The organism is Intestinimonas sp. MSJ-38 (assembly GCF_018917925.1).
Classification (GTDB): domain Bacteria; phylum Bacillota; class Clostridia; order Oscillospirales; family Butyricicoccaceae; genus Pseudobutyricicoccus.
This window is the reverse complement of the sequence record NZ_JAHLPO010000015.1, coordinates 21,815-44,763: the sequence shown is the minus strand read 5'-3', so window position 1 is coordinate 44,763 and position 22,949 is coordinate 21,815. Positions and strand designations below refer to the sequence as shown.

22 protein-coding genes are annotated in these 22,949 nt (G+C 54.0%); 21 read left to right on the top strand and 1 reads right to left on the bottom strand.

The genetic code is table 11. From position 1 onward, the window contains the following. Positions 1–37: 37 nt before the first annotated feature. The 4 genes from KQI26_RS10270 (at position 38) to KQI26_RS10255 (ending at position 3,314) form a co-directional block, all read left to right on the top strand. Entirely contained in the window at positions 38–961 is a 924-nt protein-coding gene (locus tag KQI26_RS10270) for a PLP-dependent cysteine synthase family protein (protein ID WP_216504340.1), read from the top strand. A gap of 56 nt (positions 962–1,017) precedes the next feature. After that, positions 1,018–1,992 carry a dipeptidase gene (locus tag KQI26_RS10265; RefSeq protein ID WP_216504339.1) on the top strand — a complete coding sequence of 325 codons (975 nt, stop codon included), beginning with the start codon at positions 1,018–1,020 and terminating at the stop codon, positions 1,990–1,992. A 129-nt stretch (positions 1,993–2,121) separates the two neighbouring features. After that, positions 2,122–2,475, top strand: coding sequence for a helix-turn-helix domain-containing protein (locus tag KQI26_RS10260; RefSeq protein WP_216504338.1), 354 nt, complete (start codon positions 2,122–2,124; stop codon positions 2,473–2,475). Then, positions 2,469–3,314, top strand: coding sequence for an IS3 family transposase (locus KQI26_RS10255; protein WP_216504364.1), 846 nt, complete (start codon positions 2,469–2,471; stop codon positions 3,312–3,314). Before KQI26_RS10260 ends, KQI26_RS10255 begins: the two co-directional genes overlap by 7 nt. Before the next feature lie 72 nt (positions 3,315–3,386). Here KQI26_RS10255 and KQI26_RS10250 read toward each other — a convergent pair whose 3' ends face one another. Next, the gene (locus KQI26_RS10250) at positions 3,387–4,295 is read right to left on the bottom strand and encodes a sugar phosphate nucleotidyltransferase (RefSeq protein WP_216504337.1); all 909 of its coding nucleotides are present in this window, start codon (positions 4,293–4,295) and stop codon (positions 3,387–3,389) included. Between the two features lie 135 nt (positions 4,296–4,430). Here KQI26_RS10250 and KQI26_RS10245 point away from each other — a divergent pair, with 135 nt between their 5' ends. The 17 genes from KQI26_RS10245 (at position 4,431) to KQI26_RS10165 (ending at position 22,884) form a co-directional block, all read left to right on the top strand. Further along, a complete protein-coding gene (locus KQI26_RS10245; protein ID WP_216504336.1) occupies positions 4,431–4,982 on the top strand; it encodes a pyruvate kinase alpha/beta domain-containing protein in 552 nt (183 codons plus the stop codon). A gap of 174 nt (positions 4,983–5,156) precedes the next feature. Continuing rightward, a complete protein-coding gene (locus tag KQI26_RS10240; RefSeq protein ID WP_216504335.1) occupies positions 5,157–6,113 on the top strand; it encodes a DUF6017 domain-containing protein in 957 nt (318 codons plus the stop codon). A gap of 71 nt (positions 6,114–6,184) precedes the next feature. Then, the gene (locus KQI26_RS10235; RefSeq protein WP_216504334.1) at positions 6,185–8,188 is read left to right on the top strand and encodes a ParB N-terminal domain-containing protein; all 2,004 of its coding nucleotides are present in this window, start codon (positions 6,185–6,187) and stop codon (positions 8,186–8,188) included. A gap of 6 nt (positions 8,189–8,194) precedes the next feature. After that, positions 8,195–8,488 carry a hypothetical protein gene (locus tag KQI26_RS10230; RefSeq protein ID WP_216504333.1) on the top strand — a complete coding sequence of 98 codons (294 nt, stop codon included), beginning with the start codon at positions 8,195–8,197 and terminating at the stop codon, positions 8,486–8,488. Positions 8,489–8,568: 80 nt separating this feature from the next. Then, positions 8,569–9,480, top strand: a complete 912-nt coding sequence (locus tag KQI26_RS10225) for an ArdC-like ssDNA-binding domain-containing protein (protein WP_216504332.1) — start codon at positions 8,569–8,571, stop codon at positions 9,478–9,480. Next, positions 9,467–9,862: an LPD28 domain-containing protein gene (locus tag KQI26_RS10220; protein WP_216504331.1), complete on the top strand. Its 396-nt coding sequence runs from the start codon at positions 9,467–9,469 to the stop codon at positions 9,860–9,862. Before KQI26_RS10225 ends, KQI26_RS10220 begins: the two co-directional genes overlap by 14 nt. Positions 9,863–9,870: 8 nt before the next feature. Then, positions 9,871–10,464 (top strand): hypothetical protein, encoded by a 594-nt coding sequence (locus tag KQI26_RS10215; protein WP_216504330.1) that lies wholly within the window; start codon positions 9,871–9,873, stop codon positions 10,462–10,464. A 14-nt stretch (positions 10,465–10,478) separates the two neighbouring features. Then, positions 10,479–11,300: a hypothetical protein gene (locus KQI26_RS10210; protein ID WP_216504329.1), complete on the top strand. Its 822-nt coding sequence runs from the start codon at positions 10,479–10,481 to the stop codon at positions 11,298–11,300. A gap of 10 nt (positions 11,301–11,310) precedes the next feature. Then, the gene (locus tag KQI26_RS10205; RefSeq protein WP_216504328.1) at positions 11,311–12,102 is read left to right on the top strand and encodes a hypothetical protein; all 792 of its coding nucleotides are present in this window, start codon (positions 11,311–11,313) and stop codon (positions 12,100–12,102) included. A 150-nt stretch (positions 12,103–12,252) separates the two neighbouring features. After that, complete coding sequence (gene mobC / locus KQI26_RS10200; RefSeq protein ID WP_216504327.1) at positions 12,253–12,561, top strand: plasmid mobilization relaxosome protein MobC; 309 nt, start codon at positions 12,253–12,255, stop codon at positions 12,559–12,561. Continuing rightward, a complete protein-coding gene (locus KQI26_RS10195; protein ID WP_216504326.1) occupies positions 12,562–13,938 on the top strand; it encodes a relaxase/mobilization nuclease domain-containing protein in 1,377 nt (458 codons plus the stop codon). It begins immediately after the preceding gene. Continuing rightward, positions 13,871–14,335 carry a hypothetical protein gene (locus tag KQI26_RS10190; RefSeq protein ID WP_216504325.1) on the top strand — a complete coding sequence of 155 codons (465 nt, stop codon included), beginning with the start codon at positions 13,871–13,873 and terminating at the stop codon, positions 14,333–14,335. Before KQI26_RS10195 ends, KQI26_RS10190 begins: the two co-directional genes overlap by 68 nt. Positions 14,336–14,341: 6 nt before the next feature. Next, the gene (locus KQI26_RS10185) at positions 14,342–14,965 is read left to right on the top strand and encodes a PcfB family protein (RefSeq protein ID WP_216504324.1); all 624 of its coding nucleotides are present in this window, start codon (positions 14,342–14,344) and stop codon (positions 14,963–14,965) included. Positions 14,966–14,982: 17 nt separating this feature from the next. Next, the gene (locus KQI26_RS10180) at positions 14,983–15,852 is read left to right on the top strand and encodes a hypothetical protein (RefSeq protein ID WP_216504323.1); all 870 of its coding nucleotides are present in this window, start codon (positions 14,983–14,985) and stop codon (positions 15,850–15,852) included. 340 nt (positions 15,853–16,192) lie between these two features. Continuing rightward, positions 16,193–17,053 carry a hypothetical protein gene (locus KQI26_RS10175; RefSeq protein WP_216504322.1) on the top strand — a complete coding sequence of 287 codons (861 nt, stop codon included), beginning with the start codon at positions 16,193–16,195 and terminating at the stop codon, positions 17,051–17,053. Next, complete coding sequence (locus KQI26_RS10170) at positions 17,050–17,826, top strand: class D sortase (RefSeq protein WP_216504321.1); 777 nt, start codon at positions 17,050–17,052, stop codon at positions 17,824–17,826. Before KQI26_RS10175 ends, KQI26_RS10170 begins: the two co-directional genes overlap by 4 nt. A gap of 159 nt (positions 17,827–17,985) precedes the next feature. Beyond that, complete coding sequence (locus tag KQI26_RS10165; protein ID WP_216504320.1) at positions 17,986–22,884, top strand: SpaA isopeptide-forming pilin-related protein; 4,899 nt, start codon at positions 17,986–17,988, stop codon at positions 22,882–22,884. The last annotated feature ends 65 nt before the right edge of the window (positions 22,885–22,949 follow it).

Genomic DNA, 22,949 nt, shown 5'->3' with positions numbered 1-22,949 from the left:
ATAATAGTAGAATTACACAAGAAGGAGGGGGATTTTTATGGCAGTTTACGATTCTGTGGCTCAGCTGACCGGTCGCACCCCCCTTCTGCGTCTCACAAAACTCAGCGCCCTTTACGGCTGCCGCACCCCCATCCTAGCCAAGCTGGAGTGCTTTAACCCCACCGGCTCGGTGAAAGACCGGGCGGTGTTTTCCATGCTGCTGGCCGCCATGGAGGAGGGACAGCTCCCACCTGGTGGTGCCGTCATCGAAGCCACCGGCGGCAACACCGCCATTTCCCTGGCTATGGCCTGCGCCGCTCTGAGCCTGCGGGCCTATATCGTCATGCCGGAAGGGGTGGAACCTCCCCTCACCCAGCTTCTGAAAGCCTATGGCACCAAAGTGGTGCTCACTCCAGGTGGAGAGGGTTTGCCGGGAGCTTTGGAAAAAGCCCGGCAGCTGCAAAAGGAACTGAATGCCTTTATGCCCTCCCCCTTTGAAAACGACCAGGGCTGCGAGATCCACCGCCGGTGCACCGGTCCGGAGATCTTGCAGGATGTGCCTCAGGTGGACTATTTTGTCTGCGGCATCGGTACCGGAGCCACATTCACCGGCTGTGGCGAATTCATCAAAAGCCGGTGCATGGACTGCCGTCTGGTGGCAGTGGAGCCCAACGACTCTCCGGTGCTCTCCGGCGGTCTGCCCTCTTCCCACGCCATCCGTGGATTGGGAGCAGGGTTTGTGCCCCCCATCCTTAATGTGCCCCTCATCGACGAGATCATAAGGGTGCGCACCCCCGACGCTTTGGAGCTTTGCCGGGAACTGGGACGCACCGAGGGTCTTTTGTGCGGCATCTCTTCCGGCGCTGCTCTGGCCGCTGCGGTATCGGTGGCCTGCCGGGAAGAAGCGGAGGGAAAAACCGTGGTGACCATCCTCCCCGACGGAGGAGAACGCTACCTTCTGGCCGACCTCTATCCCCTGTGATTCTCCTTATTATCTTAGTGTCCCATATTATTTATCATAGAAAGGTGAACAAGATTATGGAAATGCGTTTCATCGACACCCATTGCGACACCATGGGCGAGTGCATCGCCCGCTCGGAAGGAAAAGTGACCCTGCGGAACAACCCGGGCCACATCAACATGGAAAAGCTGATAAAGGGCGGCGCCATGGCGGAATTCTTCGCCATCTTCATCCCCACCCACGACAGCGGCGCCAGCAAAGGCGTCACTCTGCCTCCCTATGACTATTTCCAGTTTGTCTACAAAGCTTATCTGAAAGAGCTGGAGGCTAACAAGGATGTGCTGGCTCCGGCCTGCAACTATGACGATATTATGGCCAACAAAGCGGCCGGCAAAGTTTCCAGCGTGCTCACCGTGGAAGACGGCGTGCCTCTGGAGGGCAAAATGGAGCGCCTGGAGGAGTTTTACCAGAAGGGCGTGCGCCTGATCTCCTTCACCTGGAACTATGAAAACAGCCTGGGCTTCCCCAACTCCAAAGATCCGGAGATTATGAACCGGGGGCTGAAGCAGTTCGGCCTGGACTGCATCGCGCGGATGAACGAGCTGGGTATGCTGGTGGATGTGTCCCATCTGTCTGACGGCGGCTTCTGGGATGTGGTGAAGCACAGCAAAAAGCCCTTCATGGCCTCTCATTCCTGCTGCCGGGCCCTGTGCAATCACACCCGCAACCTGACCGACGAGATGCTTCATGCCCTGGGCGAGAAGGGCGGCGTCGTGGGCATCAACTTTGCCTCCCAGTTCCTCAACGAAGGGGCGGAGTATACCGACATTCAGTCGGTGGTGCGTCATATGCTCCACATCCGTGACAAAGCCGGTCTGGATGCTCTGGGCTTCGGCTCGGACTTTGACGGCATCACTTCCACGCTGGAGTTCAAGGATTACACCGGCCTGTCCCTGATTGTGGACGCTTTGAAGCCTCATTTCACCGACGACGAGATCGACAAGATCTGCAACGGTAATATGCTTCGCCTGATCCGGGACACCCTGAAATAAATTTTCATCAAAACAGCCCCTTTCCTGCCGTAGGAAAGGGACTGTTTTTTATTCACCCAATATAAAATTGAACTGCACCCCATTTGTTAGACAGTATATCATACTGTCTAACATGTGGGGTGTTTTGCTATGCCAAAAGGAGTACCAAACAAACGATATACGCCGGAATTCAAAAAACTGGTGATTGAAACCATGCAGAAAGAGAAATTGAGTTACAGCGAAACCTGCCGTAGATTTGAGGTAAACAGCAGAGATCGAATCAAATCATGGGAGCGAATCTACCTGGAGGAAGGGCCGGAAGGGTTAGCCATCGAACGGCGTGGCCGCAGCAGTAAGGGTCGTCCGCCAAAGCGGCTGCCGAAGGAGGTGGAAGAAGATCTGCTGGCAGAAGTCCAGCGGTTGCGTGCGGAGAATGACTACCTAAAAAATTTGCAAGCCTTGGTTTTGGAAGACGAGCGACGCCAGCACAAAAAACGCTGGTAGTTCAAAAACTAAGGCAAAAACACGCACTCAGTATTCTACTCTCAATCGCTCAACTGCCCCGTGCATCTTTCTACTATCATTTGAAGCAGATGCAGAAAGAAGACAAATATGCATCTGTTAAGGAAGAAATCACAACGATTTACCACGAAAACAGGGGCCGGTACGGCTATCGCCGGATCACGGCAGAACTTCGCAAGCGTAAATTCTCTGTGAACCACAAGACTGTCCAGCGGCTTATGAAAGAGCTGGGCTTAGTTTGCCGTGTCAGGATGAAGAAGTATCGCTCTTATAAGGGAGAAGTAGGCAAAATTGCGCCAAATCTGTTGAACCGGGACTTCCATGCGGACAGGCCGAGCCAGAAGTGGGTTACAGATGTGACGGAGTTCAGCCTGTTCGGAGAAAAGCTCTACCTGTCCCCAATTCTCGATTTGCACAGCAACGATCTGGTCAGCTATACCATATCGGATCGTCCTGTGCTCAGCATGGTGACGACCATGCTGGACGAGGCGTTTGCAAAAATTCCGGCCGGAACAAACCTCATTCTCCATTCTGACCAGGGCTGGCAGTACCAACATAAACAGTATCAACGGATGCTCCGAGAGAAAGGCATCCGGCAGAGCATGAGCCGTAAGGGGAACTGTCTGGACAATGCTGTGATAGAAAATTTCTTTGGGCTGCTCAAAAGTGAGCTGCTATATCTGCAAGAATTTCAGTCCATGGAGCACTTCAAACAGGAACTCGTTGAATATCTGGATTACTACAACAACCGCAGGATCAAGGCAAAGCTAAAGGGCTTGCCGCCTGCAATTCACAGACAGCAAGCCCTTTCGGCTGCTTGAACAATTTTTACTTCAAAATATTGTCTAACTTTTTGGGGTCACTTCACTGGCGGCTCTTTTTCTTTCTTACCATTACCGCAGAGGGGGATACACGCCCTCGTCAAAGGCTTTTTTCAAGGCGGCCTTCACCATGTCCTTATCCTCGGGATAGGTGACGCCAAACCACTGGCTGCCGGTGCGCAGCATGTGCACCTGGGCCTTCTGCTGCTGGATTAGCCCATCCACCGCTCCAGGTAGATAATATTCCGCCTTGAGGGGGTCCTGCATAGGAGCCTTGAGGAAAGCCTCAAACCCCTCTTCCAGGCAGGTGAACAACTCCGGCGAAAAACCCCATACATTCATAGACACGGTGCTGTCAGGACACAGGGGAATGTAATTCTCTCCATCCTCGGTGTATTCCGCGCCCCCATCCTGGGTGCCCCGGATCTTGGTGCGCTCGGTGACCGTCTCCAAAAAGCCGTCCTTCACCTGGCAGACGCCCCGGGATACCGTGCCATTTTCCGTCAGAGTGTTTTTCAGCACATAGCCCACCATGCAAAAATCCATCTTGTCCCCGGTGTGGGAGCCGGTGAGGAAGTCATACAGCAGTTTGTAAGTCTCCCGGCCGTAAAAATCGTCGGCGTTGATGACACCGAAGGGACCGTCGATCACATCTTTGGCGCAGAGCACAGCCTGGCCGGTGCCCCAGGGCTTGACCCGCCCCTCCGGCAGGGAACATCCCTCCGGCAGATCGGTGGTTTTCTGGAAGGCATAGTGGACTTCCATCTTCTCCCGGGCCAGAGCCCCCACCTTCTCTTCGAAAACATCCTTCAGCTCTTCTTTGATCACAAAAACCACCCGGCGGAAACCGGCCAGATAGGCGTCATGGAGCGAATAATCAATGATGATCTCTCCATGAGGTCCCAAGGGGTCGATCTGCTTCAGGCCGCCATAGCGGCTGCCCATACCGGCGGCCAGCACCAGCAAAGTGGGTTCTTTCATATGTATTCCCTCGCTTTTTCCATTGATGAAAATCTTTCCTTTATTATACCTGCCTCTCTCCTCTTTGGCAACCGCCGTTGTGTTTTTCCCCTGCTTATGATACACTGGAGAAAACAAGCAAAAGGAGCGATGGCCATGTATTTTGAAAAACCCGGAAAAGACTGCACCGCCCAGACGGTGGAACTGGCCCTCAAAGCCGCCAAAGAAGAAAACATCTCCACCATTGTGGTGGCCAGCGGCTCGGGCTACACTGCCCGCTTTTTCAAGGAAGCCGCCCAAAATGGCATGAAAGTGGTGGTAGTCACCCATGCCAACGGCTACAAAGAGCCCGGCTCCCAAGAGCTTTCCCCGGAAGTCCGGAAGGAACTGGAGGACTGCGGAATGCAGGTGGTCACCACCTCCCATGTGCTCTCCGGCGCCGAACGGGGTCTTTCCACCCGTATGAAGGGCATTTACCCGGTGGAGATCATGGCCTACACCCTGCGGATGTTTGGCCAGGGCACGAAGGTCTGCGTAGAGTGTGCCGTTATGGCTCTGGATTGCGGCGCCATCCAGCCCGGACCGGTGGTGTGCGTGGCCGGTACCGGCGGCGGAGCCGATACCGCCTGGGTCCTGCGCCCGGCCCATGCCCAGGATATTCTGGGAACCAAGCTGGATAAACTGATCTGCAAACCCCTGCTCCCCTAAGAACAAAAAAACAGCGGCTCATCAGGAGTGTGTTGATAAAGAAGTATCTTGAAAGCATTGAAAATACTAACTTTATTGACAGACGCCCAAGGAAACAGGTCAAAAAAGGACACTATCTGAAAAGGTAGTGTCCTTTTTTCATACCTTTTTCCAGCGCTAAGGAGGAAAATCGACATGGCGGAGAGCATGATATACGATTATTACTACGGAGACGAAAGCAGTCAATTTTCTTTTTACCGTATTCCCCGCCAGCTTGTCACCGGGCAGCAGTTCAAAAAAATTTCCACAGACGCGAAGCTGCTGTATGGCCTCCTACTTGACCGAATGGGTCTGTCAGCGCGGAATGGTTGGTACGATGACGCTGGCAGGGTCTATATCTTTTATACATTGGACGAGATACAAGAGGACTTAAATTGTGGTCACGAAAAGGCTGTCAAATTATTGTCCGAACTGGATACAGATAAAGGCTGCGGTCTGATCGAGCGAGTAAAGCAAGGCCAAGGCAGACCAACAAAAATCTATGTCAAACGCTTTGCGGCCCGCCAAGTTCCTGCTGAAACCCCTGCGCCGCAGGAGATTCCCAGACTTCCGAAAATCGGAAGTCAAGAAGTCGGAAAATCAGAAGTCAAGAGTTCCGATAATCCGAAGTCAAGACTTCCGTTTTTCCGAAGTGCAGACTTCGGAAAAACAGACGGTAATTATATTGAATCTAATCAAACTGATTTTAGCTATAAAAATCAATCTATCCATCCATCGCCTTCCGCCGAGCAGCCGGGATGGATGGATAGAAGCGAGTATCTGAGAGAGATCAAAGAAAATATCGAATATCCGTTTCTTTGTCAACAGTTCAATGCCGACGATGTGGATGAGGTCGTGGGGCTAATGGCTGATGTAATGTGTTCCACACAGTCAACCGTGCGGATCGGCGGAGAAAACATACCGCTGCCGCAGGTGCAAGCCCGCTTCTACCGGCTGGATTACTCGCTGATGGTCTATGTGTTTGAGTGTCTGCGCCGTAATACTACACAAGTCCGTAATATCCGCGCTTATCTGCTTACCACGCTGTTCAATGCCCCGCTTACGATGAATAACCATTATCAGGCCGAAGTCCAACATGACTTCGGCCTTTAATTTTTGGTTGAAAATGTGGCTCAAAATGAGACACATTTTTCGACATAAAACTTGAATTTGGAGGTAAATCAATGTCCAACGAAAAGAAAAACCCGCTGATCGGTGCGTTTCGGACACCTGTTGCCGGAGCGCCGCCCACTCCCGCACCGCCTATTCCTGCCAAAGAAACAAAACCGCCCATTCTATCGCCCGCCGCTGTTAAGCCCGGTGAAGTGAAGAAGCCTGCTGAACCGGCCAAGGACGATAAGGCGGCCAAGGATGGAAAGCCCACTGCGCCCCCGGTCACTCCCGCCAAACCTGACGAGGCGAAGAAGTCCGCCGAACCCGCCAAGGACGATAAGGCGGTCAAGGATGGCAAGCCCGCTGCGGCTTCGGTCACTCCCGCCAAGCCTGACGAAGTGCAGAAGCCCGCTGAACCTGCCAAAGACGATAAGGTGGTCAAGGATGGCAAGCCCGCTGTGGCTCCGGTCACTCCCGCCAAACCTGACGAGGTGAAGAAGTCTGCTGAAGCTGCCAAGGATGATAAGGCAGCCAAGGGTGGCAAGTCCGCTGCGGCTCCGGTCACTCCCGCCAAGCCTGACGAAGTGAAGAAGCCCGCTGAACCTGCCAAGGACGATAAGGCGGTCAAGGATGGCAAGCCCGCTGCGGCTCCGATTACTCCCGCCAAACCTGACGAGGTGAAGAAGCCCGCCGAACCTGCCAAAGACGATAGGGCGGCCAAGGATGGTAAGCCTGTTGCGGTTCCGGTCACGCCCGCCAAACCTGACGAGGTGAAGAAGCCCGTTGAACCTGTCAAAGATGATAAGGCGGTCAAGGATGATAAGCCTGCCGTGGCTTCGGTTACTCCCGTCAAACCTGATGAGGTGAAGAAGCCTGCTGAACCTGCCAAGGACGATAAGGCGGCCAAGGATGCTAAGACTGTCAAGGTCAGTAAGCCCGCTGATGTTCCCGCCGTTCCTGCCAAGCCTGACGAGGTTAAAAAGCCCGATGAATCGGCCAAGGCAGCGGTGCCGCAAAAAACGCCGGAACAGCCGAAGGATGCTGCTACGGCTACCCGTACCGCAGATGGGCCGAAAGGTTCTGCCGTGACCAAGGTGTTTGAGGATCGGCTGGATGCCCCTGCCGAAGCTGATTTTTTTAAGCTGCCTATCCCCAATGAGGGGGAAATTTACAGTATGGCCGTTCATCCGGCATATCTGAAGGACTTTCTGGATCATCCCTTTACGGTGAACCGTGAGACGCAGGACTATAAAGACCTGTTTGAGTCCATCAAAAACTATGGCATCCGTGAACCCGTCCTCTGCCGCCCCGGCCGCAACGGCGGTCTTGAAATTATTTCCGGCCATCGCCGCCATGACATCGGCGCACAGCTGAATTATCCCATTCCTGTTTTGATCGAGCGTGTGGACGAGGATGACGCACAAATCCAGTGCGTAGATGGCAACCTCCACCGTAAGGACATTCCTATTTCTGAATTGGCCCGCGCCGCGCAGATGAAGATGGATGCCTTGAAGCGCAAGGCGGGACGCCGTTCTAAGGCGGACATTCTGGCTGGCAAAGCGCCGATGAAACGCAGTGACGAGCAGGTCGGTGAAGATTTGGGCATGAGCCGTGCCAGTGTGCAGCGTTTGATGCGCGTCAATCAGCTGGAGGAGCCGTTGAAAAAAATGGTGGACAAGAAGGAACTTCCGCTGGACACCGCCGAGCAAATTTCTCACATGAAACCTGCCGAGCAGAAAACCCTTGTTGACGCTATCGAAAAAGAGGGCGGCAAAGTCCCCTCTAAGACCGAGGCGACTAAGCTCAAGGAGGAAAGCCGTGCTGGTACGCTTACTCCGCAGAAAATCGAGAAATCGGTGGCACCTACCAAACGAGAGGTCAATCCTCCGCTGAAGGTCACTTTTCAGGATGACGAACTCCGTCCCTATTTCCCGGATGAGGGGACTACGGTTGCTACGGTCAAGCGCACGATGTTTGAGGCACTGGATCTCCGCAAGCGCGCCATCGAGCGTCAGAAGGCCAGAGATGCAGAAAAGAACGGTGCGGCTAAAAAGCCTCCTACCCCGGCAAGGTGAGCAGAAATGGAAGAAAAGCGAGTTTGTCAGGGTTATACCGTGATCGACAGTCTTAGGGTGGGCGAGGTCGAGATCGTCCTCGCCCATAATCCCAAAGCCGTGTCCCCCTATGTGACATGGAAAGCCTACGCACATTCTGGCTTTCAAGACTTCAATTTCGGAAACTATTTCAGCGATAAGCAGGCCGCCAGAGCAGATATGATCGCCAGAGCCAGAGAAGCGGCCCGCGATTTACCGTCTGGCCATCGTGATAAAGAAAAACTTTCCCGCCATCGGAAAAAGCCCGACCGGGAGCGCTGACGCCCGTAAGGGCGTTTTTTGCGTCTCAAAATGAGACGCATTTCGACAGGAGGTGGTGATAGATAGGCTATCAAGAACGAATGGAAAAGGTGCAGGAACTCACCAATCAGCTGGAAGCAGGTATCACGGAATTGTTCAACAGTGAGAGGTATGCCGCATATCTCAGTATCATGTCTAAATTCCACCGTTACAGCTTCGGCAATATTCTTTTGATTTTGTTGCAGTGTCCCGGTGCTTCTCAGGTAGCTGGATATGGTGACTGGAAAAAGAATTTTGGCCGACAGGTCAAGCGGGGCGAGCATGGCATTACCATCCTCGCCCCCTGCCCTTATCGCAGGCAGGAAGAAGTGGAGGAAACTGCCCCGGACGGTTCTTCCAGCAAATCAGTCCAGTGGGTACAGCGCATGAGTTTTCGGACAGTCACCGTGTTCGACATAAGCCAGACAGAGGGAAAACCGCTGCCGGAAATCGTCAAAAAGCTGACCAGTGATGTAGCGCAATACGAGAGTATGGTGGCTGCGATCCGCAGCATTTCCCCCTATCCCATCCACATTGAGCGTTTCCCCAGCGATGCCTATGGCTGTTGCAATTTTGCGGAACAACGCATTTTTGTCCAGCCCGACATGAGCCAAGCACAAACCATCAAAACCATGATCCATGAGGTCAGCCACGCTAAACTCCATGCACCGATAGAGGACGGTGACGGTGAAACACCACCGCAGCGCAAGCGGCGCTTTGTCCGGGAAATGGAGGCTGAAAGCGTGGCCTATGTGGTCTGTCAGCACTTTGGTATTGATACCGCAGATTACTCTTTCGGCTATGTGGCCGGATGGAGCCACGGAAAGGATCTATCGCAGCTGAAAGCGTCATTAGAACTGATCCGCAATACCGCCGCAGAACTGATCGACGGTATCGACCCACCGAAAGAACTGCCGCCGCCTACACAGAAAAAACAGCGAACAAAAAGGAGAAATGCCTATGAGCGCAGTTGACGCCCGGAAAGAACACTATGAGGCCGTGGAGATTTTAGGTATCCCCGGCCTTTTCACTACCCTTCGAGTAGACCGCGCCACTATCCCAAAAGGCGTATATGCCTATGATATGCAGACCAGTGAACAGGATTGGAGCCAGCCCTGTCTGCTTGCCCGGCATATCACGGTGGAGCATTTCGGTACTGTCCTGACCGCAAGCCCTGTTCCCGTTCCACCCAACGGTTATCTCGATTTGTCTCCCGGCGATTTTGAAAGTCAATCCTGTGTCGAGCGTATGACGCTGGCTGATTTTGAAGCCAAATGGCTATCCCCGATCAAACGACCACTCAAGCGAAAGCCGTTCCACAAGATAACTCCCCACCGCTCCGTGCAGACTCGATGAGGTGCGCTATGGGAAAAGAAATCAGTTTGATCGCGTTTCTGGATGAAGTGGTATCCCAGAATACGCAGCATTACAAGAAAGACTTTGAACTGGACGCCCAAAAGCTGCGTGACGCACTGAACAGCCCTTATATGGATGAGCGGATATTCTACTTCATGTCTCGCCCTAACGGGACATGGTGTGTGCTGGAACGAGATGCTTTTCTCCGAGACAGCGACGGGTATAAGATTTGGACACACTATGCGGATATGCCCGATGGCACCGCAGCTTATCGCGTCACCATCACTGGGCGGCGTGGCACGGCCCCTATGGGTCATGTTGTGAAGCTGAATTACCGGGAACAGGTACAGCGGGTCATAAAAGCCGCTATTCCCTTTGAGGATGTGGAGCTTACCTTTTACTCCGGGGAGAAGTTTCGTATGCCGACGGAGCAGTACAGAAAGCAGCGGGAAGAAATTTTCTTTGAGTATGGAGCCATTCGGAATTTTCGCTGCTGCCCCAAAAGTGAAGCGGAATTGTACCGCGTTATTTCCATGGAACATCGCTTGCAAAAGGGCTGGCAGCCAAAAGCAAAAAAGAGGCCGGACACTCCGGCCAGATAGGAGGTGTTGAGTCCATGCCCGAAAAGGACAGTAAGGACAGCTTTTATTATTTGAACGCATATCAGGACGGTATCACGCCCGGCCAGCAAATGACGATCCAGCACAATATTTCTTTCAACGATTGGCGGGCTGGCCCCCATATTGCACCGCTGGTCACGCTGACGAGCGCAGAAGTCGCACAGCGTAAAGAGGCCAGTATTACGCAGGAAAAAGAACTGTACGCCCAGCTGAAAAAACTTGCGGCAGCGTGGGATGAGCAGGCCGCACAGACGATGCTGCTGGAACGGGCGCTGGAATATCTGCAAACGCCAGAGGTCGAGCATACCTCCAATGAGTGGAAACAAGACAAAAACGGGATATGGGAAATCAGCAACCGCACCTATAAAATGCGATATAAAATCTCCTATGAAAAAGCCGCCGATGTTTACCTCGTTAGCTGGGGCATCGTCTACAACGCTCCCAAGCAGCCAGACAGCAACTACCGGAATTATTGGGGAGACAGTATCTATGTCGCGCGGCAGGATAAGAAAAAATACCCCAGCATGGAGGCCGCACAGCATTATATCCAAGGCCGGTTTGACCTATATTGTCACCTGTTCCGGGAAATCTCCCCGCCAGTCCCTAATGAGTGCAGACGGATGTTCAGTATCAACGGCTATTTGGCGGCGGGGTACACGCTGGCTCCCCCAGACAAGGAAGAACCCAACAAGAAGGCCGTTGATGACCTGCTGGCCTGTCTGGACGATGCGGATGCCGCAGTACCCCCGGCGGAGAAGCCGAAAGCGCATTTTTCTGAAAAGAAGGCTGAACGCAAAAAGTCCGTTCCAGTAAGATAGGCGGTGTGCCATGGGATACAGCCGTTTAGAGCCGGGGCGGGAGTTGGAAGTCCGCGAGTACATCAGCTTTCAACACGGCCGCGATGGTTTTTATAAATTGACCGAGTGCGGCGTGGATGAATTGCTGGAACGCAAAGCCGAGAGTATTGCCCGTGAAAAAGAAATATGTCAGCACATTGACGCCGCAGTAGAGGAATGGTCAAAACAGGCCCAGCAGACCCAGCAGTATATGAAGGCTCTGGAATATGTCAAAACGCCGCCTACGCCTCATACCTCAAACCAATGGACGGTCAGTGAATATGGCAACCATGAAATGAGCAATATGGTGTACCGCTTTTCATGGCGCGAGTATGAACGAACCGAATGGGATAGGGCACTGAAAAAATCCGTCCCGAAGTCATGGGAAATCACATGGTCAGTTACATTCAACACACCGCATAACCCGGACTACTCCGGTGATGGCTGGAAAATTGCCGGTCAGGACAGAAAGGTTTTTCGGGATAGAGCATCCATGGAAAAATATCTGCAAGGCCGTATCGCTGCCTACGCTGACCTGTTTGTTGAGATATGTCCACCGATCCCGGCAGAGCATAAAGGCCGCTTTTCCATCAACGGTCAGTTGATGCGGGGCTATACGGTGGCAACCAAAGAGCCGGAACGCCCGGATCAAGGTCAAGTGGATGCTTTGCTGGACTGCTTGGACGATGCGGATATGCTGGAGGTTCCTACTTTCGCACCTAAGAAACAGCGTTCCCAAAAGGAAAAACATACTATCAAAAAGAAACATTCCCCGACACGGTAGACAGCGGCGCTTTGCGTCGCTGTCCCAGCCAGCATGGAATTTTGACATCAAAATTCCGCTGGTTAGGGGCGCGCCCCTAAGACCCCATGTTACTTGTCGAAATGCGTCTCGAATTGAGACGCATTATTTTTTATCAGAAAGGAAACAGCCATGCGAGAAACAGCAAAGACAATGACGCTCCGCTTGAACGCCGCAGAGTATGCCCACCTGTGCCAGCAGGCGGAAGTGACCGGCCTAAAGAAGGAGCCGCTGGTGCGGCAGCTTATCATGGGCGTGAACCTCCGCCCTCGCCCGCCTGATGCCTATGCCGACCTGCTTCGGGCACTGTCTGCCATCGGGAACAACATCAACCAGTTAGCCCATCAGGCCAACGCAAGGGGTGCAGCCACCGGAAATGAGATCACGGAGGCCCTGCGGCTGGTGCGACAGGCCACGCGGCTTGTGAGGGAGCGGCTCTAAATGGCATATACGAAGATCATCGTTATTCATAACCGACTGGACAGATGCCTGAATTATACGCAGAATGAGGAAAAAACCTCTCTGGAAACGGTGCTGGACTACGCTATGAATCGGGATAAGACCGAGCAGGACTGTTTTGAAACCGCTCTGAACTGTGACCGGGAAACCGCCTATGCGGACATGATGGACACCAAGCGCCGCTGGGGCAAGGCCAGCCGCAAGCGCAAGGGCTATCATGTGATCCAGTCCTTTGCCCCCGGAGAAGTCACGCCGGAACAGGCTCACGCCATCGGCGTTGAACTGGCGCAGCGGCTTTTGGCAGATAAATATGAAGTGGTGGTGTCCACGCATTTGAACAAGGCACACCTACATTCACATATCGTATTCAATAGCGTGTCTTTTGTGGACGGTTCTATGTACCGTGATCGCATCGCGGACTTGCTGGGCGGCTCCGGGGTAGGCATCCGGGGCACATCGGACGCGATCTGTCTGGCGCATGGTCTGTCCGTCATCGAACCCAGTGAGCCATCCATCAGCCGTGCCGAGTGGGAGGCAGGAAAGGCAGGAAAGCCCAATTTTCGTGGACTGGCCCGTGCGGATATAGATACTGCCATCGCCAACGCCTACACCATGCGTTCTTTTTGGGGCGAGTTGGTGAAAATGGGCTATCAGGTCAAGCGGTATCCCCAAGTGACCCATGCGGCGGTCAAGCCGCCGGGCGGTGTGCGCTTCCTCCGGCTGGACAAGCTGGGGGCTGGGTACAGCGAGACGGAAATATTCTCCCGCCTTACGGAGAGCCGCACCGGCACAGCGCCGCCAATCAGCGACCATACCCCCATCCTGCCGCAGCGGTATTTCTCTTATGGGCGGCGTTATCGGGTAAAAGGTAATCTGCCCTTAAAGGCAGGCCGTACACAAGGCATTCGGTTTCTGTATCTGAAATACCTTTATCTGCTGAGAAAGCCGCCGTCCCGGCGCAAGACCCCAGTTTCACGGGAGGAAATCATCAAGTTTGACCGCTACCAAGAGCAGTTCTTTTATCTTCGCAAAAACCGCATTGACAGCGTGGAGCAGCTGACCATGCAGCAGGAGGCACTGCAAGCGGAGATCGACGCCCTGACAGACCGCCGGGCTGATTTATACCGCTTGCGCCGAAAAGCACCGGATGATACAGCTTGTTCCGAGGAGATCGGCACGATCACCGCACGGCTGCGGGTATTACGCCGGGAGCTGAAGCTATGCGCCCGTATTGAGGGTGATATTCCCACGGTGCGGGCGCAGATGGAAATTTCAAAGGAAAGGAGCGACCATGAAAAAGCTGATAAAAGCAGACCTGAGCAAAGTGTTGGAACTGACCGCGGCGTACCAACCTATTGACCATGACAGCCTAAAGGCGGAATTGGAGATTTTGGAGCAGAGCCGGTATAACGATTATCTCTTTCTGGCCCGGAAAGACCGCTTTCGGTTGATGGCTCTGTCCGAGGTCTACACCGCTGACAGTGATGCCAATGGGTTTTTCTCTATGCTTGAGGTACAGACCTGCTGGCCGGTTCTGGCGCTGCTGCTTCATGTGGAGTATATGGAAAGCGGCGCCCACCGTGGGAGCGTGATTTTGATGGACTATCCTGAACTTGTTCGGGATGTAACACTTTTTGAACGGCTCCCTGATGCCCAGCGGGAGGGGCACATCAAGCAGCTGATAAACCGCTGTGTACGGTACGCCCCTCAGTGTACGATGGTGGATCTGATCGAATATTTGAAAACCGGGAGGTGAAAGGAAATGGACGCAAGTGGAGAAGTGGCCGACCTGATGGTAAAGGAGAGCATCCAGCTGACGGAGGCCAGTATCAAGCTGTTGGCGGCAGGCTGTAAAAACCTGACCGCCTTTTTGTATGCTTTGGCGAAGGACAATAAAAAGCTGGTGGGTAAAACCAGCATGAAGCGCCTGCTGCGGGAGGGCAAGGAACTGAAAACCTTTTGCATCAAGGCTGAGGATTTGAACGATTTCCGCAAATATGCCAAGCCGAATATCCTCTTTGCCGCGATCCGGGATACAAAGGAGGATGACGGTGTGGTGGCGCTCGTCACCAATACGGATTTTGTATCCCCGGTCAATCTGTTCATGCAGCGCCGGGGTTATCCCGCCCCCACGCAGACGCAGGAGGACGATCCCATAAAAAAAGACGCGCCCCGCACTCAACAAGGGAACTCCTCACCAGAGCGCGGGAATGGCTCGACACCATCGAGGACGAGCCGGATGACGAGGACTACTGACACGGCTGAAAAAATCAGCGATATTCCCACGGTAAAAGGCCGGTTGGCCGTGTTGCAGAAAACCGCTGCGGGGATGCGGGAAGGACAGTCCAAGCAGCGTTCCCAGCCCACACAGCAGAAATCAAGATAACAGGAGGAATTTTTTGTATGGCAAATCTGGAGCAGATCGTGAGCCGGAAGGCCGAAAACGATACGAAGTGGAAGGAGGCCCAGCAGGCCGAAAGGGAAAATACTACGGCGATGCAGGATGCCGGAATTACGGAGATCACCAGCAATCCCGAAGCATACGCCCGCTATCTGGAGATGCAGGGGGACAACCCCTCTTACAGCGCCGGCAATATCGCGCTGGTGATGTTTGGGAACCCGGAGGCCACCGTGTTCGGAACCCGTGACCGCTGGAAAACGCTGAACCGTTCCGTTATGGACAGCGAGAAGAACAACGGCGTGAAAATTTTTGCCCGCTCTCCTATGGGGCGCGGCTATACGCTGGCGGATGCCTATGACATCAAGCAGACGCAGGGCCGGGATATTTCCCGGATTACCTTGCAGAATGACAGCAAGGAGATGGAGGCGGCGTTGACCACCGTTCTGAACTATGCCGTTGTGCCGGTGGTCATCGACAAGGAGCTTCCCACGCCCGCCTTTTATGATGCGGCCAATCTGGAACTGGCCATCAACCCGGACTATCCTGACAACGAAGCCTTTGCGGCGATCACCGCCGAGGTAGCCCACAGCCGTTTCCATGCCAAGGGCGCCAATGCCAGCTATGACCGCAGCGAATGTGAATTGGACGCGCAGAGCATTTCCTATATCCTCTGCCGCAGATACGGGATTGAACGGCCTATGCCGGATATGTCGAACCTCGCTGCTCTCTATGAGGGCTGGGAACCGCAGGAGTGCCGACAGGCCCTCGATAATATTCAGGATACCAGCAAGCAGTTTGGGCGCTCCATCGAAAAAAATCTGGAGATGGGCAAACAGCGCAGCCGCGCTCCGGTACATCGTCCCACCCGGTAAAGTCCCGACAACAGGGGGTGTCTCCCCTTTGGGGAGTATGAGCCACCGCCCACCCCTGTCAAGGCCGCACGATTGCTGGCGCAATCATGCGCGGAGTCAGCCAGTGCGCGCACTGGCTGAGCCTTGACCGGGCTGTTCGCTGGCTCATTGGGTAATCAAGGGGAGGACACCCCAAAAGCCGCTGACAGCGGCTTTTGCCATATTGGGAGCGCGGCGCATCCAACGCAGTGCCAGCGAACCCGTCAGCCGCCCCGCCGTGAGCCATCGGCGGGGCGCTTTTCAAAATGTGTCTCAATTCGAGACACATTTCTACATTATATATAAATATGGAGGAACCACTATGAAACGCACAGTATCGTTGTGCATCACCGCGTTGCTCTCCTGCCTGTTGACCTGTCCGGCCTTAGCAGCGGATGCACTGCTCCTGACGCCGACGCTCTATCCCGCGGAGGTCAACGAGTACGCCAGTGGAGAGGAAATGCGGCTGGAGCGCACCTATCTTCTGTCTCCCACAGATGATCCGGCCAGCATCCCTGTCAGCGATTTTGACCGGGAGGGCTGGCACTACACGCTGTTGGATGTGACCCGGCAGGAGAACCCCAAAAGCGATGCGAAGGACTATGCAGAAACCTACACGCTGAACACGGACACAAAGGACATGGAGAAGATCATGCCCCAGCTGGCCGCGGAGCGTACCGTTACCACGGAGGATGGTTACACCGGAACTCTGGTGCTGGATACCTCCAGCATCAAGGTAGAAGCTGCGGGATACAACACCTCCACCAAGACCGTAACGGCGGTGAGAAGTTACCCGAACCTGTCTGACGCAGATGTGTCCTTTGTCCCCAAGAGCATCACAGACAATGGCCGCACAATGGAACTTGCGGATGTGCAGTGGCAGGAGTCGGATGGCTTTTATCATGCTTCGGCTACTTATACTGGGAAGGTGTCAAGCAAATATGCTACTGGCTATATCGTCACGGCGGATTATTCCGGCGAGGTAGTTCGTACCACGATGGATGATACCATTTACACCGCCATTTTCAGCGGGACGCCTATCCAGACGGAACGCAGCGCTTTCGACTGGCGCTATCTGCTGATCCTGCCTGCTGGCGCTGGTGTGGTCGGCCTCAGTGTGCTGGGGAGTAATTGGCTGAAAAAGCGTAAGAACGAAAAGAAATGGGAGGAGTACACAAAATGAAATGGAAAACCTTATGCCTGTCGGCGGCATTGACCGCCGTGCTGGCCGCCGTGCTGGCCGCCGTGCCCGCCTATGCGCTGGACTACACAGTGGATGCCCCGGAGGATTATCTCTTTGGCAGGCCGACCAGCATGGAAACGGTCACGGAGTACGGCGCGGACAATGTTGACCGCAGCAAGAACACGGCACTGATCCCGCCCACCTTTGGCAGCCCCACCAGTTACCTGCCCAATACGGGGGAACCCCTGACGCCCAACCTGATCCCCGATGCCCTCAGCGGCGGGCTGGTCAGCTCCGTCGGCTCTGTTGGCAGTGTGTCCTATCCCACAGTGGATAGCGGCGGCAGCTGGAACAGCACGGCGTACACTCCGGTTTCCTCTGACCTCTATTACAGCAACGGCAGTTTGGGAACACTGAAAATTCCGTCTATTGGTCTGACCGTCAAGGTCTATGAAGGTACGGACAGCACCGCACTGAAAAAGGGCGCGGGGCATTTCAATGACACCAGCATTTGGAATGGAAATGTGTGTATCGCCGGGCACAACCGCGGCATAAACAATCATTTTGGACAGATCCACACGCTGACCGTGGGCGATACCATCACCTACACAACAAAGCTGGGAACGCGCAGCTACACCGTCACCAGCGTTTCAAAGGTGCTGGAGACGGACACCAGCGGCACAACGGCCAGCAGTGACAACCGCCTGACCCTTTATACCTGTGTCAGAGATCAGTCGGCGTATCGCTGGATGGTCTGCGCCGTGGAGCGCTAAAAACTGAATAGCGGCAGTCAAAATGCGGCTCAATTTGAGACACATTTCGACTGCCTTTTCTCTTGCGGTTTTTGTAAGTAATACATCTGATTTTCAAGCAGAAGGGGGTGATGCGAGAACCGCATAGGGCCTCTTTCTGCCCATTTTGGAGGAGGCACTATGAAAAAACGATTGATTTCCATGCTTCTTGTGCTGGTGATGGTGCTGGGGATGCTCCCGGCCACGGCGCTTGCCGCCAGCAGTGAAGCGGAGGCTTTGGGCGAAGTCAACATCTACAACGGCGGACAAAAACTGTCCTATCTTTCCATCAACGGCAGAGTGCGGGAACTGATCTACACCTACTTTAATTATGTGGGTGAAAATGGGAAAACGAGAGAAACCCCCGCATATTGTGTGAATCCTAATGTGTACGGCGTCCCCCAGACCGTGGCCCCCGGCCAGAGCATCAAGTATCTTGCCGAGGAAAAAGGCAGCGATCCGAAAATTATGGGTATTATCGCAAACGGCTACCCTACTCGCAGCCTCACGGAACTCAAATTAGAAAATCGCTTCCATGCGTACTATGCTACTAAAATGGCCTTGTGGTGTTACCTGTTGCCGAACTGGAACATCAACAATCTAAAGGTCAACCCCAATCTGACCGGCACGGAGCTTCAGCGGGCGCAGGCCATTTTGGCCGCAGCCAAGGACATTTATGTGCGCGGCACGGCGTGGAGCAAGGTCTACTCGCCCCGTGTCACCGCTACGCCTGACCGTGATACCGCCTACACCGTAACGGTAGGCGGTCAACAGTACAAACAGCAGGTATTTACGCTTCATTCCGACACATGGGTATGCAATTACGCTATTCGTGTGGCGTTCACTGACCCATCCTCCGTTCCCGCTGGAACGCGCATTGTTGATATGGACAACAACGACATTACCACCATTACTACCTCCAGCACCGGCGATGGTTATGGCGGTAAATTTAAGGTTTTGTACCCGGCCTCTGCTGTGGCAGGCAAGACCGGCAGCGTCCAGCTTTCTTTTACCACCGATGTTTATAAATATGCCGTGTTTTACGCTGTGTGCGCGGAGCAGAACAAGTACGGTCAGCTCCAGAACTATATGTGCGACACCGATCCTACTGTCACCATGCGGTTGTCCACCTACAGCAATTACAGCGACGGCGGTGAGGTAGAGCCGCCCGACACCGGCCTGAAAATCACCAAGTTGGAGAAAGGAACGGACACACCTCTCAGCGGAGCTGTTTTTGAAGTAGTCGATCCTGATGGAGCCACCGTTGGCACATTTGCTACTGGGGCGGATGGTACGGTGACTATTCCTCTGACGCTGGCTGGAAATTACACCGTGTATGAGCGTGTCGCACCTTTGGATCACCTGCTCAGTGATAACCCCGCGCAGAATATCAAGGTGGAGTACGGCAAGGTGGCGGAGCTGACCTGCTGGAACGAGCCATACGGGACGCTCCGCATTGAAAAACTGTCCGACACCGGCGCTCACCTGTCCGGTGCTATGGTGCAGATCAAGCACATCGAGAGCGGTGTCACCTATACCGCCGAAACCAATTTTGCGGGCTATGCCATCTTTGACAACATCAGACCCGGTGCGTATGAAATCAAAGAGATCACTGCCCCCTCCGGCTGGTTGAAGGACGATGCCACCTATACGGCTACCGTGTCCACGGGCGAAACGACGACCTTTTCTCTGGTGAATAAGGAATTGCCGGGATTGAGAATTATCAAGTATGACCGCAAAAATATGGTGGCCATGTCTGGCGTCACCTTTGAGGTTTGGCGTGATGGTGTTTCTCTCGGCAAGTTCCGCACAGATGAGTTTGGCGAGATTCTTTTGACGGATGTTGCTCCCGGCACCTATCGCACGGTAGAGGTGGATACCGGCAGTGACGGTCACATCCTCGACACCACACCGCAGGAAGTGGAACTGTCCGCTGGCGATGGCATTAAGGAACTGCTTTTCTTTAATGATGTGAAGCCGGGTCTGAGACTGGTAAAGGTGGACAGCACCGACCCCAGCAAGGTCATTCCCAACGCAGTTTTTGAAATTAAGTCCGTGGCAGGTGATTATGGCCCCAAAGAATTTACCACCGACCAGAACGGCGAAATTGACCTGTCTAAGCTGCCTACTGGTGCGTATGTGGTGACGGAAAAATCCTGCGAAGGATATGTGATCGACCAAGCGCAGCGCATTATTCAGCTTGACCCAAACGAGGACGCACAGTTTGTTTTTACGAACACCATCAAGCCCGCTCTGCAAATCATTAAAACCAGTTCGGACGGTAGCCGACTGAAAAATGTGTCGTTCCGGATCGCGCGGATCGAAGATGGGACACACTACCTTGACCGCACGACCAACGAGCAGGGCGAGATTTTGATTTCTGACCTCGAACCCGGTGTGTACTCTGTGCGGGAAACCTCTACGGATTCCTCTCACATTCTTGACCTGCGGGAATATCATGTGGAACTGTTCCCCGGCAAGACCAGCACCCTGACCATTGAAAACCAGAAGCGGCCCAACCTCACCGTGTATAAGCATGATGCCGATACCGGCGAACCCATCGCGGATACCGTTTTTGAAGTCCGTGCCGCAGATGGACACAGCGTCGATCAGATCAAAACAGACGGCGAGGGCAAGGCGGAGCTGAAGAACCTGCTCCCCGGCGTGTACGAAATTTCTGAAAAGTCCGTACCGGCCCCGTGGCTGCTGGACGCCCCCTCTCAGCTTGTAACTCTTTATCCTAACCGCGACCACACCGTTTACTTTGAAAATCACCAGAAGCCCAGCCTGACGGTGAAAAAGGTGGACAGCGTGACAGGAGATCCTTTGCAGGGCGCAAAGTTCCAAGTGATCTACGCCAGCAACAATACCGACAGCGGTGAGATCAATGACCTGGGCACTTTTTATACCGATGAAAACGGTCAATTCCAAATCAGCGGTCTGCGTGATGGCTGGTACAAAATTTCGGAATTGGAGCCGCCCACGGGGTACTCTATCAAGGAGGCCACACAGGAGGTCTACATCCAGTCCGGCACTTCCAAGACGCTGACCTTTGAAAATATTCCCCTCTCCGCGTTGGTGGTCTGGAAGTACGATAGTATCACTGGCGAAGCAGTGAGCAACGTAGTTTTTCAGGTGAAGTATCTGACCGGAACCTCCGGCACAGGCGGTACGATTATTGGAACCTACAAGACCTCGGCCAATGGCAGCTTTACCGTGACCGGGCTGAAAGAAGGCACTTACATCGTTGAGGAGCTTTCCAGCGACAGCGGCCATGTGATCGACTCTGCGCCGCAGACGGTCTACATCAGCGGCAAGCAGCAGGATGTGGTGCAGCTTTATTTTGGCAATTCTCCCAAGGGCAATCTGCTGGTGAAAAAGATCGACAGCGTGACGCATGAACCCATCTCCGATGTTGAGTTTATGGTGACTACCGCGGGCGGCACCGTGGTGGGCGATGCCAACGGCAAATACACCACCGACAGCGCGGGCAGCTTCACCGTTAGCGGTATCACTCCCGGTACGGTGCTGGTGGTAAAAGAGACCCGCGCCAAGGCAGGCTACCTGCTGGATGATGCACCACAGACTGCGACCATCAAGGCGGGCCAGACCGTCACCCTGGAGTTTAGAAACCAGCCGCAAGGCTCTCTCATCATCAATAAGCTGTCCAGCGCGGATAAGAAAACCCCGTTGGAGGGCGTGCTGTTCCAAATCACCTATTCCGATGGCAGCTATGTGGACAATGGCCCCCTTTCCAGCAAAGGACTTTACCGGACGGACAAGAACGGTCAGATCATTCTCAGCGGCATCGTCGGCACGGTTATCGTGACGGAAGTGGAGACGATCAAGGGCTATCGCATTGACGATGCCTCCCGTACCCAGACCATCGAAGTCCGCGCCAATGATACTCAGCAGCTTTGGTTTTATAATGCTCCTATTTCCAGCATCCTGATCCACAAAATTTCCAGTGTAGACGGAACGGCTATCCCCGGTGTGACTTTCCTGCTCTATGACAGTACCAATACCCCAATCGCACAGGCCACCAGCGATGACCGCGGCTATGCCTATTTTGAGGACTTGCCCGCTGGACGCTACTCTCTGTGTGAATTGGAGAATGAGGGCTATGTGCGCGACACACAGAAAAAGACGGTCTATGTGAAGTCCGGCGAAACCACTGAGGTCGAATGGGAAAATACACCCATTACCGGACAGATCCAGATTACAAAGCGCTCTGCGGACTATAACTCCACCAACGGTCTGCCGGCCGGGACACTGCTGGAGGGGGCGGTTTTTGAGATTACCGACAAGGCTGGAAATGTGGTCGATACCATTCGCTCCAACAGCCGAGGATTGGCCGTTTCTAAGCAGCTGCCCTTGTCGCGGTACTTTGTCCGGGAGGTAAAGGCCCCGGAGCATTACGGCATCAGTGAAAAGGAACTGACGGTCTACCTTGAGTATGAAGGTCAGATTGCCCGTCTTGAGGTAGAGGACAAGAGCCTCACTACTGGCGTATCTATTACCAAGACTGGCCCCAAAGAGATCATGGCAAATCAGCCGGTTCGGTATGCGTTCTCTCATATTGCCAACACCTCCAATGTCAGCTTGAGCAATTTCTACTGGCGGGACACTCTCCCTGCACAGGTGCGGCTGGAAAAGGTTGTGACCGGTACTTATAACTTCCCCGGCACTTACAAAATCGTCTACCGTGTCAATGGGGGCGATTACCGCACTCTGGCCGACAACCTCTCCACCGGCAAAAATTACACGCTGGCAGCGTCCTCGGTGGCGCTGGGTTTGGCCTCCAACGAGCGCGTGACGGAGATTATGTTCGTATTCGGGCAGGCCCCGACGGGCTTTAGTCAGGTCGAAGCACCGTATCTTCACTGTAAAGCTGTGGCCGGGCTGTCCGCAGGTTCCTTTGTAAATGTAGCTGACGCAGGAGGCACATATAATGGGACATGGGTGCAGGCGGTGAGCCGCTGGGTGATTTCCGTGTATGGAAAGCCCGCCGTTCCCAAGCTGCCCCGCACAGGATATTGATGGTGTCGAAATGCGTCTCATTTTGAGACACATTTTATGGGCCGCTCCTGAAAAGGGGCGGCCCT

Coding starts and splice junctions, on each gene's coding strand:
- KQI26_RS10270 (WP_216504340.1), top strand. CDS start 38: ATGGCAGTTTACGATTCTGTGGCTCAGCTGACCGGTCGCACCCCCCTT.
- KQI26_RS10265 (WP_216504339.1), top strand. CDS start 1,018: ATGGAAATGCGTTTCATCGACACCCATTGCGACACCATGGGCGAGTGC.
- KQI26_RS10260 (WP_216504338.1), top strand. CDS start 2,122: ATGCCAAAAGGAGTACCAAACAAACGATATACGCCGGAATTCAAAAAA.
- KQI26_RS10250 (WP_216504337.1), bottom strand. CDS start 4,295: ATGAAAGAACCCACTTTGCTGGTGCTGGCCGCCGGTATGGGCAGCCGC.
- KQI26_RS10245 (WP_216504336.1), top strand. CDS start 4,431: ATGTATTTTGAAAAACCCGGAAAAGACTGCACCGCCCAGACGGTGGAA.
- KQI26_RS10240 (WP_216504335.1), top strand. CDS start 5,157: ATGGCGGAGAGCATGATATACGATTATTACTACGGAGACGAAAGCAGT.
- KQI26_RS10235 (WP_216504334.1), top strand. CDS start 6,185: ATGTCCAACGAAAAGAAAAACCCGCTGATCGGTGCGTTTCGGACACCT.
- KQI26_RS10230 (WP_216504333.1), top strand. CDS start 8,195: ATGGAAGAAAAGCGAGTTTGTCAGGGTTATACCGTGATCGACAGTCTT.
- KQI26_RS10225 (WP_216504332.1), top strand. CDS start 8,569: ATGGAAAAGGTGCAGGAACTCACCAATCAGCTGGAAGCAGGTATCACG.
- KQI26_RS10220 (WP_216504331.1), top strand. CDS start 9,467: ATGAGCGCAGTTGACGCCCGGAAAGAACACTATGAGGCCGTGGAGATT.
- KQI26_RS10215 (WP_216504330.1), top strand. CDS start 9,871: ATGGGAAAAGAAATCAGTTTGATCGCGTTTCTGGATGAAGTGGTATCC.
- KQI26_RS10210 (WP_216504329.1), top strand. CDS start 10,479: ATGCCCGAAAAGGACAGTAAGGACAGCTTTTATTATTTGAACGCATAT.
- KQI26_RS10205 (WP_216504328.1), top strand. CDS start 11,311: ATGGGATACAGCCGTTTAGAGCCGGGGCGGGAGTTGGAAGTCCGCGAG.
- mobC (WP_216504327.1), top strand. CDS start 12,253: ATGCGAGAAACAGCAAAGACAATGACGCTCCGCTTGAACGCCGCAGAG.
- KQI26_RS10195 (WP_216504326.1), top strand. CDS start 12,562: ATGGCATATACGAAGATCATCGTTATTCATAACCGACTGGACAGATGC.
- KQI26_RS10190 (WP_216504325.1), top strand. CDS start 13,871: ATGAAAAAGCTGATAAAAGCAGACCTGAGCAAAGTGTTGGAACTGACC.
- KQI26_RS10185 (WP_216504324.1), top strand. CDS start 14,342: ATGGACGCAAGTGGAGAAGTGGCCGACCTGATGGTAAAGGAGAGCATC.
- KQI26_RS10180 (WP_216504323.1), top strand. CDS start 14,983: ATGGCAAATCTGGAGCAGATCGTGAGCCGGAAGGCCGAAAACGATACG.
- KQI26_RS10175 (WP_216504322.1), top strand. CDS start 16,193: ATGAAACGCACAGTATCGTTGTGCATCACCGCGTTGCTCTCCTGCCTG.
- KQI26_RS10170 (WP_216504321.1), top strand. CDS start 17,050: ATGAAATGGAAAACCTTATGCCTGTCGGCGGCATTGACCGCCGTGCTG.
- KQI26_RS10165 (WP_216504320.1), top strand. CDS start 17,986: ATGAAAAAACGATTGATTTCCATGCTTCTTGTGCTGGTGATGGTGCTG.